Consider the following 14,298-nt stretch of genomic DNA (forward strand, 5'->3'; position numbering starts at 1 on the left):
CTATTATTTTTTTGAGGCCGTCACAATAAAATCTTTTAGGTAAAATGGCTCAAAATAAGCCACATCAACAAATTCCTTTTTTTGGAAAGCATCAAAACTTAATGCACTCATTTCATTTGCTGATGGAAAAAAACTGTTCTCTAAAAAAATAAAATTGTACTGCTGTAGCAAGGGTTTGCATTTAGCAGCACAATCTCCTACAAAATAAACAGGCATTGTACAATCAGCAAAGGAATTATCAGTAATGATTTCTGCTTGGGTTTCACGCAAACGCTTTCCATCCGCTGAGAAAATAGCACTGTAAACTTCCATCCTACGCGCATCAAGCATGGGAATTACTATACCTTCAGTAATTTTGGCTTGGGATGCAAGAGATTGTAAGGTGTCAATTGCTAGCAACGGGATATTTAAGGCATAACACAACCCTTTGGCTGCTGAAACTCCAATGCGCAATCCCGTATAAGAACCAGGACCTTGGCTTACAGCAATCGCCACCAAATCATGAAAAGTTATGCCTGCTTTTTGTAAAACCTGCTCTATCAAAACATGTAGTTTTTCGGCATGAGAATAACCTTCTTCTGCAACTTCAAGACAAACGATGGTTTGACCGTCTTTAGCAAGAGCAACTGAGCAATTTTTAGTAGCTGTTTCAATATTTAAAATAAAACTCATCTTGATTTTTTTTTTACAAATAGCACTGCAAATATAATTCTATTTACTTTCTTTCTCCTTTTTAACAACTACTTTGTCTCCTGAATTCAACTCTTTAGAAACCGTTGTATAAGGACCTGTGATTATGTTATCATTTTTAGAAAGACCACTAATAATTTCGATATTCGAATCGTCTTGGATTCCTGTTTTCACAATTTTAATTTTAGCTTTATCTCCCACTTTTACAAACACACATTCCCATTTTTTATCTCTTTTGACCAAATTTTCAACTTCTACATCTTCTTTTTCAGTAGTTCTAGCAGTATCTGCCTTTACAACTATCGCACTGATAGGCACATTTAGGACATTGGATTTCGTTTTGGTAATGATATCCACAGTCGCCGTCATTCCTGGTCTGAAAGGAGAATAATTAGCTGGTTTACCTACAAGCAAATCTTGATAGGATTCTTTTAAGATACGCACCTTGACCTTAAAATTAGTAACCTGATCGGCTTGCAACTCATTACTTGCTGAATTTGAGATACTAGTCACAATTCCTTTAAATTTCTTTTTTAAATAAGCATCAACTTCAATTGTCGCCCCATCTCCTTCCTTAATTTTAACAATATCATTTTCGTTTACATCAACCTCTACTTCCATCTGATTTAAGTTGGCTATTCGCAAAATCTCGGTTCCAGCCATTTGTTGCGTACCCAAAACCCGCTCTCCTAATTCAACATTCAATGCCGAAATGGTTCCTCCAGCAGGAGCATATATCAAGGTACGACCCAAGTTGTCCTGAGCTTCATTCACAGATGCTAAAGCACTTTGAACATTAAAATAAGAAGCTTGTCTTGCGGCCTTAGCTACTTCAAAAGCAGCTACAGACTTGTCCCAATCAGCTTTTGAAATAATACCTTTTTCAAATAGGGTTTTATTTCGTTCATAGTTCAATTTAGACTCTTTAAACTGTGCTTCGGCTTGAGCCAAATTAAATTTAGAACTTGACAATCCGGCCTTAGTGCGGTCTAAATTAGAAGTGTATAAATCCGGATTGATTCTTACTAACAAATCTCCTTTTTGAACCACTTGCCCTTCTTTTACAGGTAAGGCCGTAATTTCACCCGATACCATTGACGCAATTTTCACCTCAATTTCAGGTTGAATTTTTCCAGTAGCCGAAACAGTTTCTACAATAGTACTTTGCCTTACCATAGCCACTTCAACTTCCTTACCTTCATTGCGATTGCCTAGCACGCCTTTTTTAACAAGCACTAGCAAAACGCCAATCAACACTAAAGCAAGAGCTACTAAATAATAAGTTCTTTTATTTGACATATTTATTTCTGTTTAACAATTGGAATCCCAAAATAAAATTCCAATATCTTAATTTTAAAAATAGCATCATATTTAGTACGCAAAACCTCGGATTGCGCATTCGATAACAAAAGTTGCGACTGACTTAAATCGAAAGAATTCATCAAACCCACTTCAAATTTTTCCTTGGCATAACGGTAGGATTCCTCTCTTGCGAATAAGGATTCTAAAGCAGACTCGTACGCTTGCAAGGCTCCTTTGGCATCAGTAAACGCAGTATATACATTGCGTTCCAAATCTAAATTTTGTTGCTCCAGAGCAATTTTGGATTTTTCAAATTCCACTTTCGAACGGCTGATGGCATTACGAGCCGAAAACCCGTTAAAAATGGGAATGTTCAATTGTGCGCCAAAAGACTGCCCTTTGTTATCATTAAATTGTTCCCAAAATGGTGGCGCGCCTTGCACCCCTATTACAGCACCATTTGAATCCCTAAGCGCAATATCGGCATAGGAAATTCGGGTATTAAAATTGTAAAAACCTCTTAAGCTAGGCTGCAGATTGCCTTTGGCGATTTGAATATTTTTTTCAGCAATTTCCAGATTAGTTTGAGCTAATTTTAGTTCGACACGTTGTTGCTTTGCCACCTCCAAAACGGATTCAGGAGTTTCTTTCAACACTTCTGATTGTAAACTCATCGGAGCTTCAGCAGCTATTTCAAAATTTTTAAAGTCGGTTAATTGTAAAAGCTGAGCCAAACTCAATTTTGAAATTTCCAACAAATTGGTAGCATTCACAATTTTTTGACCATCCAAAGCCAGTGTTGCTTTACTATCCAACAAATCTCCTCGAGGAATGGTTCCTGCCTTAACCAATTCCTGAGTTCGCGCATATTGTTGCTCATCAATTTTCAATTGCTCTTTTTGAACCTTAACATTTTCAATATTAAAAAGCACCTGCAAATAAGCATTGGCGACATTTAAAGCCACATCTTCTTTCATTTTTTGCAGTTGATAGCGTGCAGCTACTTTAGCGAGATTCGCTTTGCGCAAAGCATTTTGATTTTGTAATCCTTTATATAAGTCAACCCCAATAGTTCCACTTGCTGAACTAAACTGAGTTGTTTTGTTCTGCAAAATCCCAGTGGTAATATCTTGATTCAAACCTATATTCCAGGAATGAGAACTGGCAGCATTGACTGTTGGCAAAAAATTCCCAAAAGCTTGTTTGGTATCAATGGCAGCGGCTTGTGTTTCTAAAGCAGATAATTGAATCGAAATATTTTTCTGCATGGCATAACGCACACAATCTTCCAAAGTCCACTTTTTGACTTGAGCGGTCGCCCAATGGCTTAGAAAAACAAAATAAAAGAAAGTAACACCTATTACTATTTTCATAAAATACAATCAAAAGGAACTAAGGTTTCCTTACAAAAGTAACGATTTTAGATGGGAGAAATTTAGGTTAAGTAAAATTTTAACCTATACAATTCCCATTTCAGATAGAAGTCAAAAAAAAACTTCCGCACTAACAATGCGGAAGTTAAAACCAATTAAACATTCTTTAGTTTAAAATAACAAACAGAACATTTAATGCTTACTAATTCAAAATGGTTTTAAAATATTTAGAAGCGCTAATAAAAAACACAGCAGCTATTATATACAAAAAAATATAAATAATCGAGCATATCTAATCCCTTTTGATGAAGAAAAATAAGACAAAGATTAACAATCCTTTCCTTAAACACAAATTAAATTTTGAAAGAAAAACCGTCTTAATCGACAAAAAATTACTTTTAATCGACCAATAACAAAAAACCAATATTAAACACCTTAAAATCAACAAAACCAATATGTTTTGTTATAAAATAAAAAGAAATGCTTTTTTAGAAAACATGAGAATTTACCTTAACAACATTTTCAACCCTTCCATTAAATAGCGACAAATAGTTTCCCAATTAACACCACAATAAAAGCAATAAATAATTACTTTTGTTTCAAATTATTTATAGATGTTCCCAAAAAATTACCATTACTTCATCATCATTGCGACACTAACTTTCACTTCTTGTAGCAACCTACAACAAATAAATGCTTTAAAACCAGAAGCTGATGATGCCTCCCCGATAGTGTACGAAACCAGCCCCTCGTTCCTCAACTTACCTGTCACTATCCAAATGCAAGACATCGAAAACAAAACCAATGCACTACTAAACGAACTCATTTATGATGATGCTACAATTGAAGATGACGATATCGAAATGAAAATTTGGAAATTGGCTCCTATTAAAGTTCGGAACGAAAACAACAAAATTATTACTGTTTTACCTTTAAAAACATTCATAAAGTATCGAATAGGCACAAAGAAAATGGGAATTGAAATGTATGATGTTCGTGAATTTCACCTCAACGGCATTTTGACGCTATCCAGTAATTTTTCGTTAAGCAATTGGAAATTCAAAACCAAAACCGAAATAAAGTCATTGGATTGGAACGAATCACCCACCATGCTTATTATGGGACGTAACCTACCAATAACGTACGTCATAAATCCTGCTATAAAATTATTTAAATCCAAAATTGAAACTAAAATTGATGAAGCCATCGAAAAATCAACGGATTTTAAACCAAATGTTTTGACTGCATTAGAAAAAATAAGTCAACCTTTTCAAATCAATGAAGCTTACGAAAGTTGGCTCCGCATCAATCCTGTAGAATTGTATGCCAGCGATTTAAAATTAAAGAAAGAAAGTGTTCAAATTGACATGGGCTTAAAATGCCTGATGGAAACACATATTGGCACACGACCAGAATCTATTTTCGATTCCCATAAAATAGTTCTTAAACCCGTTACTAAAATACCCAACCAAATCACAACAAACATTATTGCGGTTTCAAGTTATCATAGTGCTTCAAAAATCATCACTAAAAATTTCCAAGGACAAGAGTTTGGTTCAGGAAGTAAAAAAATAAAAGTACAAAATGTAACACTTTGGCATAAAAACAACAAAATGGTCATTGCCTTAGACACACAAGGTGCTGTTAATGGGACTATTTATTTGACTGGATTTCCAAAATACGACGAACAGAAAAAAGAAATCTATTTTGATGATTTAAATTACGTTTTGGACACCAAAAGTCGCTTGATGAGAACTGCCAATTGGCTAGCACAAGGCCTAATATTAAAGAGAATTCAAGAAAATTGCAGGTACTCTATCAAACCTAATTTAGACGAAGGCAAAAAAACAATTCTGAATTACTTAACAAATTATTCGCCTATACCAGGTGTGTTCGTTAATGGTAAAATAGGCACTATGAGTTTCGAAAAAATTCAACTAACAAACAACGCTATTTTGGCAAATTTAAAAATCAATGGCACAGTAGAAGTAACTATTAATGGGTTAAAATAAAATGCTATTTTTTCCCTTTACGCATTTTGTAAATCACATAACCAATACCTGCAACTAACAAATACGGAATAACCATCAAATAGACGATTCCGTCATTTACAGCCTCGGCTTGCGCTTTATTTGCATCTCCACCTAAAGAAGCTCTACACATGGCGCATTGGGCACTAACTCCGACCGAAAATAGAAAACAGAAAATAAAAAATAGAATCTTAACTATGCCCTTTTCAGTTCTAATTCCTGACTTTTGACTTCTAACTTTAGTGCACATAATACGGAGCTATCATTAAATAAACTATTACTCCTGTAACGGCCACATACAACCATATTGGAAAGGTAATTTTGGCTATTTTTTTATGCTTGTCAAAAACTTTTGCCAAAGCTCTTACATAAGTTATAAGTACCAATGGAATGATAGCAATAGACAAAATAATGTGTGTAATCAAAATAAAATAATACAGATATTTAATAAATCCTTCTCCTCCAAATTTAGTAGAATCCGAAGTCATGTGATAGGCTACATACATTCCCAAAAAGGCTATTGAGCATCCTATAGCTGTTTTCATCAAATTTTCATGTAATCCTACCTTTCCATTTTTTATAGCCATTACAGCCGCTATTAAAAGGATAGCTGTAAACCCATTGATAGTCGCGTAAATAGGTGGCAGAAATGAAAGAGGCTCAACATCAAAGCCTAGTTTACGCAAATTAACTCCAAACAATAAAGCTACTACTAACGGAATGGCAACAGAGAGGATGACAATCCACTTATTGTATTTTTGTTCTAAATCTTGATTTTTCATTTTAATTTCTATTCTCGTAAAAGGATACTAATATCTTGTTGCAAATCTCTTATTCCATTTTTATCTAAACCGTCATAATACAATATGGGATTACCAAATTCGTCTTTTCTACAACGAATCATTCCGTTTTTGTCTATCAAAGCAAAAAGCCCTGAATGCTCAAAACCACCTGCAATTTTTTCATTCTCGGCAGCATACAGATTAAAACCTTTATTTGCCAAAGCCATAATAGCTTCTTTATCCCCAGTCAAAAAATGCCAATTGGAAGATTGAATACCCAGCAATTCATAATGATTTTTTAAAACAGCAACCGTATCATGTGAGGGATCAATCGTAATTGAAGCAATACCAAAATTGGGATTACCAAAAAACTTTTTTTCGATAAGCATCATATTTTGATTCATTTTGGGACAAATCGAAGGACAGGTGGTAAAGAAAAATTCCAACACGTACACTTTTCCTTTATAGCTTTCATTAGAAATAGGAACATTGTTTTGATTGACCAAATCGAATTTTGGCGCAGGACCTATAGCTACCAATTTTTCATCAGCATTTGACGTTGTGTCAACTTTATCCAAACGACCACCTTTGACAACACCACCTGTTTGAAGGCGTTCTACAATCTTTGGCACAGCGTAAATACCAAAAATCAAAATAATGAATGAAATTCCAATATAGGATTTGTTTTTAAACATACTATTGCTTTAAAAGTGGCTTAGAAGCGTTATTATTCTTTTTCAGGGCAGCACGGTACTCATAAAGAATTACTTTAAAATCGTCTAACATTTCGTTACTCAAATCAGCTGGATGAAAAGTATTGTACCCCTCCTTGTATTCCTCAGCATCTTTTCTACCCCTAATATTTCTTGCTTTGTCAACGATATACACATTTGGCGTACCGGCATACTTATCCAAACTTCCTTTTAAATGCAATTGATTGTAATAATTATGAATATTCTCCGGAGTGGTGAACAAAAAATTCCAATGAGACACATCTGTAAATTCATCCAGAGCATCCATTATTTTCTTCACATCCTCTTCGGTTCCTAATGGGCAAATCATTACAAATTGCAAATCCTCAAAAGTATGGTAGCGTTGGTAAATTTTTTCGTTTAGATTAAAAAGATTTCCTCTATTCTTCAAAATCTCACTTCCACCAAAACCCAAAATAGTTATTTTGTTTTCCAATTTTACTTGCTCACCAGTTAATGAAGTCCAATTGCCAAAATCAGGAACAGCAGGACTCACCACAGGCAATTTAGTAAAACTATTAACTCCCGAAGCAAAAAAAAGGTAGGCTACAATTGGTAAAATAAAAAGTGTAAAAAGAACTAAGTTTTTTTTCATTGAAAGTAATCTTTAAAAAGGGAGAAAGTAACAGTTCAAAAACATGAGTTAAAAAATCCAAACACAGATTGCTCCGCCAATTCACAGCTATAAAAGCTTTTGCATTTGCCACGACAAAAGTAAGCAAAAAAAAAGGTATCCGAAAAAACGAATACCTTTAGTTTGAATTAATATAGTGTTAAAAATTCCACTTAATGGTAGAATCCTTAAAAACCCCATAAATATAATCCCCTTCAGTCAAAAGGATAAAAAGTAAATACAAAACCAGAAAAATCAAAGGGATTACTACTGAATTTCTCAACCATGACGTTTCACCTTCCATGTGCATAAATGACCATACAATGTAATAAGCCTTAAAAACAGTAAGAATATAGAAAATCCAGTTTAAAAGATTTAATCCTAAGAAGTGAGAAAAATATAAACCATCAGGTTTGTAAATACCCAAAATCACCTCTATAATAGTTACAACAGACAATATCCCGAAAACTTTCCAGATTTTCCCTGTATTAGATTCATGTGCGTGTGACATAATATTATTTTTTTTGATAAAATTAAACTAGATAGAAAACTGTAAATACAAATACCCAAACTAAATCTACGAAGTGCCAGTACAATCCAACTTTTTCTACCATTTCATAGCTCTTACGTTTTTCATAAGTTCCTAACAATACATTAAAGAAAATGATAATGTTAATAACAACTCCTGAGAATACGTGGAAACCGTGGAAACCAGTAATAAAGAAGAAGAAATCCGCGAACAATTTACTTCCGTACTCATTTCTAATTAAGTTTGCTCCCTCAACTACATATTTAGCTTGAGCCAAACGAGCTTCAGATTCAGCTCTTGTAAGAACTACTTTTTGTTTTGTTTCAGGATTGATAAGCTCTGTTCTAATCAATAAATTAGGATTTGCTTTAAATCCAGCTTGAACCTCAGCAACTGAATAAGAAGGCAAACTTCCTTCACTCATAAACCAAGTTGCTTTATTGCGTTTTAATTCTTCTCTGTCTTCTTTTAAATTCGCTGCAAAATCAGCTAGAGCAACACGTTTACCGTCTTTGTCAACAAACTGCAATATGCTTCCACCAGTTGTTTCAACAGCACCATATTCCCCTTTGATAAAGTTTTTCCATTCCCAAGCTTGTGAACCTACGAATATCAAACCACCAATAATGGTTAAAAACATATAAATAGCCACTTTAGTCTTTTTCATTTGATGACCTGCATCAACAGCCAAAACCATTGTTACAGAAGAGAAAATCAAAATAAAAGTCATTAATGCTACATAATACATAGGAGCAGATACTCCATGCATAAATGGAAAGTGTGTAAACACCTCATCGGCCAATGGCCAAGTTTCAATAAATTTAAATCTAGAAAAACCGTAGGCACCTAAAAATCCAGAAAAAGTTAAAGCATCTGATAGGATGAAAAACCACATCATTAATTTACCATAACTGGCTCCCATTGGCTCATTTGCGCCGCCTCCCCAAGTTTTGTCTTGACTATTTGCAGTAGTAACTGTCGCTTCCATAAAAGTTATTCGTTAAAAAGTTTCCAAATTTACGTTTTTTTCTTATTTAAAGAAATATAAAAATACAAATAAACACACCCACAATAAATCTAAAAAATGCCAATACATCGCAGCTAGTTCTATTCCAAGAGTTTGAGTTGAATTGTACTTTTGTTTAAAATGATTATAAATTACAATTAATAATGAAATTACACCACCTGCAAGGTGTAGCAAATGCACAACCGCAATAACATACAAAAAAGTTGTAGTAATCACGCTTGAAGCTCCCGTAGGATAATACCCCATAGCGATTAATTGTGAAAACCCAGCAAATTGCAACACAACAAACAACAATCCTAATACTAATGTTGCACACAAATAAGCCGTAGTGTGTGCTCGGTTGTTTTTTTGAATGGCTTTTTTAGCCAAATGAATGGCAATACTACACGCCACAATCACGGCAGTACTCGCAAAAAAAGCAGATGGAAAATTAAAATCTTTTAACCAATCTACTCTAGACTTACTTACAATAAAAGCACTGGTAAGTCCGGCAAACATCATCACCATACTAATGATTGCAAACAACAAAATCATTTTTTGTGAACGCGCAGTTCTCAACTGATGTTCTTCTCTTGTCATTGACATTTCCATAACTATCTTAAAAATTTATCTAATATATATACTAATTGCAACAACGAAATATAAGAAACACTTACTAACATTAAGGTTCTAGCAGCTTTGGCAGTTCTTAACTTATACAATCGAACAGCGTAATATAGCATCCAAAAACCCAACAAAAACACAATTATAGTAGCAAACAACCCGATATACAATTGTCCTGTGTAACCTAATGCAGGCAATAAGGAAGCTATCAACAACCAAACGGTATATAAAATAACTTGCAAAGCAGTACCTTTATCTTTTTTACCTGTAGGCAACATAAAAATACCTGCTTTTTCATAGTCTTCATACAAAAACCAACCGATAGCCCAAAAATGCGGAAATTGCCAAAAAAACTGAATCAAGAACAAAGTCCCCGCTTCAATGCCAAAATCACCCGTAGCCGCTACCCAGCCCAACATAAACGGAATCGCTCCTGGAAAAGCTCCCACAAAAACCGACAACGAAGTCACAGTTTTCAAAGGTGTATAAACACTGGTATATAAAAAAATTGAAATCGCACCAAACATAGCCGACTTTGGATTAATCATATACAACAATGACAAACCTATCAAAGTAAGCAAAGTAGCGAGAATCAAAGCGTTTCTTGAAGACATTCTTCCCGAAGGAACTGGACGATTTTTAGTTCGATCCATTAATTTGTCAATATCCTTTTCAATCACCTGATTGTAAGCATTGGAAGCCCCCACCATACAGTAACCACCAATGCAAAGCATAATCAAAACCGACCATTGAAAAGGATGCTCTTCATTGAATCCCAAAAGATAACCCGCAATCGAAGAAAACAAAACACTAATAGCCAATCCTGCTTTAGTGATTTCTTTAAAATCCGTAAAAACCGTTTTAAGGGAAAATGTATTTGTAGCCGTATTCAATGCCGTTTTCATTAAGTTTTATAAAACTGGTGCAAAAGTAACTTAACAAAAGGGATTTGGCAAAAAACTATTCATAAAAAATGTTTTTTAATAAAAATCAAAAAAAACTAGACGAAAGGAATGATTAAAATGAGAATTGGCAATCTAGTCTAAAAAATTTACATTAGTAACGACGTTTATTTTCATTTCAATCGCGTTTCAAACGCTACAATTTGTTTTCCATTTATAAGTAGGTACTAGTTGTAGATGAGCATCAGATGCCATTAAGTTAAGAAAAAAACATCCCGTTTTGTCATTCCGACGAAGGAGGAATCACAGTAGTTGCTCACGTTATGTGATTTCTCCTTCGTCGAAATGACACAAAAAACGCTTAACTTAATGACATTGAGTGCTAGCTAGGGGCAACCTTGACCTACAATTTGAAGAAATGCCTGAAATTAATCAGCCGAAAAACGAAAATAAAAGCTGGAGTTATAAGTGAACTACAAGTAAAAGTACCAACCTCTCTAAAAACTGCTTTCTATAACTTGAAATACTCGAATTTAAGCCTCTCATTTTTTAAAGCCTCTAACTTACAAACAAAAATAAACCTCGTTTAAATGTGTTTAAACGAGGTTGTTTTTTATGATTCTTATGAAAATTTATTTCTTTGAAAGGGTTGTGCAACGGTTACGTGTGTTAGGCACAGTTTTTATTTGCTATAAGTTAATTTAAAATACCCTAAATCATCTATTGTTTTTATTGAACAAAAAGAATAGCCTCCAGAAATATAAAATTGATTAAAAATGTGTACGCTACCTTCAATGGTTGATGAATATAAAAAGTTATTCGGTTTGGTACCATCTGCGGAAATGAAAAAATTATCATAATCAGAACTACTATTGTAAAGTGCTTGACCAAATAATTTTATTTGAGTCAGTCCAGCAAGGTTTGTGTCATTTGGATTACCAAAAAGAGGAACTAAAAAGCGAATTTCTGAAGCAAGTTGACCTGAATGCAAATAAACATTTTTTGTGCCTGAATTTTTAGAACTTTCTGTTAGTTTATAACCTCCTTTTAAATCAATTTGTAATCCTCTAGTTTGATAATCTGTTTCTTTATTAAAGTACCAAGTTTTAGAAAAATACGAGTTTAATAATCCACCATACAAACTTTGTAATTCGTTACCTAAATTTTTTATTGAATCTGATGGACTTGCTGAAATAGTAGGAATAGATGATAGGATATAAAAATCAATAAATTTGTTTTTCCCAACTTTTGCATAAAGTTTAACAGCTTTGATACTTATTCTGGGAACTGTATTAGTGAGATTTAAACCAAGTTGTTGGAAAAATTCAGCACCTGATCCAAGTTCATCTGTCTTTGTTTTTTCATCATCAGAGTTAAAAAGAAAATTTAAACCTTTTTTTTCTTTATTTAAAGAATCTGTAGTGTTGACATAATTTATTCTTCTTGCTTTCTCGAAACCTTGTCCAAAGGAGAAATTGAATATTAGACTACTCAATAAAATATAATAAAAAGTTTTCATAAAATTATTAGTTTTAGTTATTCAATGTTTAATTTACTACGCTTGTAACCATTAAGTCAAAGTGAAGTATTTGCTATGAGTTATTTCTATTTGCTGTTTTACTTTATTAAGTCGTCTATATGTCTTTGTATTTTAATTGTCAAATCTGCCAATTGATTTTTGTATGATTCAGGGAGTTGGAGGTTGTTATAATCTGCAATTGGACTAGTTAAAGAAAGCCGTCTTTCTTTTATTGCAATACCTGATTCTTTTCTTGATCTTGTAATTTCTTCTTCAATTTCTTGTTCATTTTTTCCTTTCGCTTTTAACTTTATTCGTATTTGAGGTTCTTTTTGGGATTGCGCACTTACCATTTGGTTAATTAGATTATCTTCTAAAACAATTTCATTATAATATTTCATTACAACTATGTCGGTTGCTAATGATAAAGCTAATAATCCATTTTTTTGAACCACAAAATTGTCATCCCAAAATCTACCTGCAAAAATATTGTAAGAATTTATAAGTTTTTCAAATTGACCCGATTGGTTATTTTGGATGCCAGCAACGATTGATTCAAAATTACAGAATTTTTTGTCGGTAAAAGTATAGTATGAATTTGTTTGATTTTGTGATGCTAACCAATATTTTAGAGGTATAGCTTCTCTATCATTGTTAGGTAAATCAATAATAAGTGTATCTATCGTTGTTTGATTTTTTACGCTTTTGGAAACTAGAACCCCAACTGCAACGTGAAAACCCCAATTAACTTTTCCACTCTCCGTCAATTTATTAGGATCATCAACAATAAGTCTTTCATTAGAACCGGAATAGTAATAATTACTTTTGGAAAAATTCCAAACCTTAAAAGTTTCTATATTTAATTTTTTCTTGAGCCAAATGCTTAGATAATGTGATTTAAAATTACAACCAGAATTTAAGTAATGATAGTCAAAATACTCACTTGATTTTACGCTTTCAATGGCTGAATTTATTTGACTTTGATTATATACAGGATATTTTTTTAAATCAACTTTATATTCATTTACATTAAAAAGTGTTTGGGATTTTACATTTTGTGTTATAAAAAAAGAAACCAAAATTAAAATTGAATGTGCTATTGTTTTTTTCATTTTTATGTTATTAAATATTTGTTGATAGTAAATTCTCCCGATTTGTGTCAAAATTGCGCCTAACGTTCTGACGCTACACGAAGGTGGCGCAATTGAGCCTTATGTTTGCTGACTGTTAATAATTTTGTTTTTGCGCCAAATCTTTTCAAGTACAAAACCATCCGCCACTTTTGTGTAACTGCTGTTATATGATGGCTTTTTTATCTATTCCGCAATTTATAAATTTTTTTCTTACTTTTGGTTTTCAATTTTCTATTTATGTTCAAGATAATACCAGTTTTTAAATTTTCAACAAAGTTCCCGTTTTTATTAATACGTTGGTTTGCATTAGACGAAGAAAAGTTTTTGTTTTCTGATGATATATTAAATCAATTAGCGAAAGAACCTGAATTTCAAAATGAAGATTATGTCGCTCCAATAGTTTGTAATAATTTAGTAGATATTGAAATTTTTGGTAAAATCTACACACCTAAAGATTTTATCCCAAAAGATAAAGAACGCCTGTATTTTAGAAATGCGACACTATATTTAGAAAGTAAAAATCTCATTATTGTTGATAGAACTAATCCCATTAATCCAAAATATCTCATTTCTTATGAGGGTCTTATTTTAGTAAAAAACGGAGGTATAATCAAAGACTTAAGAAATACACATATAAAAGATTTTCTTCAAAAAGCTGTTTGGTTTGTTGCTATTTTGACTTTTTTCGTCTCCACCCTTTTATCTCTGTTCCATCAAGATTCCAATAAGTGCGATTGCCATATTCATCTTTCCGTATCACATAAGTAGGGGAGTTGTCAATAAATATTACAAGCCGCACAGCTAAAAATATAATAGCCACCATTATCAAAACAAAGTCAATAAATAAATATCCTGTTATCATTTTATTTTCATATATTTTTCTCGCTTCTACTTTAGCTGTCTCTTTGGATATGCTATCATATAACGTTCTGGCGCTTGGCGAGGTTGGGGGATAAGGAAGCCTTATTTTTCGGTTAAACACAGATTTTTCAAGCACAAAACCAACTTTCCATTCAGCCTAAAACCCCAATCTCGCCAAACGG

Annotated in this window: 15 protein-coding genes; 2 read left to right on the forward strand and 13 right to left on the reverse strand. The window is 33.1% G+C overall.

Annotated features, from left to right (window positions below):
* Positions 1-3: 3 nt before the first annotated feature.
* The 3 genes from tsaB to K5R64_RS15990 are packed head-to-tail and all read right to left on the reverse strand — an operon-like array spanning position 4 to position 3,365.
* Entirely contained in the window at positions 4-672 is a 669-nt protein-coding gene (gene tsaB / locus K5R64_RS15980) for a tRNA (adenosine(37)-N6)-threonylcarbamoyltransferase complex dimerization subunit type 1 TsaB (RefSeq protein WP_220764869.1), read from the reverse strand.
* A 39-nt stretch (positions 673-711) separates the two neighbouring features.
* Positions 712-1,989 carry an efflux RND transporter periplasmic adaptor subunit gene (locus tag K5R64_RS15985; protein ID WP_220764871.1) on the reverse strand — a complete coding sequence of 426 codons (1,278 nt, stop codon included), beginning with the start codon at positions 1,987-1,989 and terminating at the stop codon, positions 712-714.
* A 2-nt stretch (positions 1,990-1,991) separates the two neighbouring features.
* Positions 1,992-3,365, reverse strand: a complete 1,374-nt coding sequence (locus K5R64_RS15990) for a TolC family protein (protein WP_220764873.1) — start codon at positions 3,363-3,365, stop codon at positions 1,992-1,994.
* Positions 3,366-3,979: 614 nt separating this feature from the next.
* Between K5R64_RS15990 and K5R64_RS15995 the strand changes: the two genes are divergently transcribed.
* Positions 3,980-5,377 carry a DUF4403 family protein gene (locus K5R64_RS15995; protein ID WP_220764874.1) on the forward strand — a complete coding sequence of 466 codons (1,398 nt, stop codon included), beginning with the start codon at positions 3,980-3,982 and terminating at the stop codon, positions 5,375-5,377.
* Positions 5,378-5,381: 4 nt separating this feature from the next.
* Here the strand turns inward: K5R64_RS15995 and K5R64_RS17295 are convergent, their stop codons facing one another.
* From K5R64_RS17295 to K5R64_RS16045, 10 genes are all read right to left on the reverse strand, one after another.
* Positions 5,382-5,528 (reverse strand): hypothetical protein, encoded by a 147-nt coding sequence (locus tag K5R64_RS17295; protein WP_308443165.1) that lies wholly within the window; start codon positions 5,526-5,528, stop codon positions 5,382-5,384.
* A 106-nt stretch (positions 5,529-5,634) separates the two neighbouring features.
* Positions 5,635-6,177 carry a DUF420 domain-containing protein gene (locus K5R64_RS16005; protein WP_220764876.1) on the reverse strand — a complete coding sequence of 181 codons (543 nt, stop codon included), beginning with the start codon at positions 6,175-6,177 and terminating at the stop codon, positions 5,635-5,637.
* An 8-nt stretch (positions 6,178-6,185) separates the two neighbouring features.
* Positions 6,186-6,872 (reverse strand): SCO family protein, encoded by a 687-nt coding sequence (locus tag K5R64_RS16010; RefSeq protein ID WP_220764877.1) that lies wholly within the window; start codon positions 6,870-6,872, stop codon positions 6,186-6,188.
* A 1-nt stretch (position 6,873) separates the two neighbouring features.
* Positions 6,874-7,524: a hypothetical protein gene (locus tag K5R64_RS16015; RefSeq protein WP_220764878.1), complete on the reverse strand. Its 651-nt coding sequence runs from the start codon at positions 7,522-7,524 to the stop codon at positions 6,874-6,876.
* Positions 7,525-7,702: 178 nt separating this feature from the next.
* On the reverse strand, positions 7,703-8,053 hold the full coding sequence (locus tag K5R64_RS16020; protein ID WP_220764879.1) for a cytochrome C oxidase subunit IV family protein: 351 nt from the start codon (positions 8,051-8,053) through the stop codon (positions 7,703-7,705).
* 22 nt (positions 8,054-8,075) lie between these two features.
* Positions 8,076-9,059, reverse strand: coding sequence for a cytochrome c oxidase subunit 3 (locus K5R64_RS16025; RefSeq protein ID WP_220764880.1), 984 nt, complete (start codon positions 9,057-9,059; stop codon positions 8,076-8,078).
* Positions 9,060-9,101: 42 nt separating this feature from the next.
* Positions 9,102-9,689 (reverse strand): cytochrome c oxidase subunit 3, encoded by a 588-nt coding sequence (locus tag K5R64_RS16030; protein WP_220764882.1) that lies wholly within the window; start codon positions 9,687-9,689, stop codon positions 9,102-9,104.
* 2 nt (positions 9,690-9,691) lie between these two features.
* The gene (gene cyoE / locus K5R64_RS16035) at positions 9,692-10,594 is read right to left on the reverse strand and encodes a heme o synthase (protein ID WP_220764948.1); all 903 of its coding nucleotides are present in this window, start codon (positions 10,592-10,594) and stop codon (positions 9,692-9,694) included.
* 691 nt (positions 10,595-11,285) lie between these two features.
* The gene (locus K5R64_RS16040) at positions 11,286-12,122 is read right to left on the reverse strand and encodes a hypothetical protein (protein ID WP_220764884.1); all 837 of its coding nucleotides are present in this window, start codon (positions 12,120-12,122) and stop codon (positions 11,286-11,288) included.
* A 98-nt stretch (positions 12,123-12,220) separates the two neighbouring features.
* The gene (locus K5R64_RS16045; protein WP_220764885.1) at positions 12,221-13,234 is read right to left on the reverse strand and encodes a protein-glutamine glutaminase family protein; all 1,014 of its coding nucleotides are present in this window, start codon (positions 13,232-13,234) and stop codon (positions 12,221-12,223) included.
* 258 nt (positions 13,235-13,492) lie between these two features.
* Between K5R64_RS16045 and K5R64_RS16050 the strand changes: the two genes are divergently transcribed.
* Positions 13,493-14,023 carry a hypothetical protein gene (locus K5R64_RS16050; RefSeq protein WP_220764886.1) on the forward strand — a complete coding sequence of 177 codons (531 nt, stop codon included), beginning with the start codon at positions 13,493-13,495 and terminating at the stop codon, positions 14,021-14,023.
* Positions 14,024-14,298: the final 275 nt, after the last annotated feature.

This window comes from Flavobacterium sp. UMI-01 (assembly GCF_019656315.1).
Classification (GTDB): Bacteria; Bacteroidota; Bacteroidia; order Flavobacteriales; family Flavobacteriaceae; genus Flavobacterium.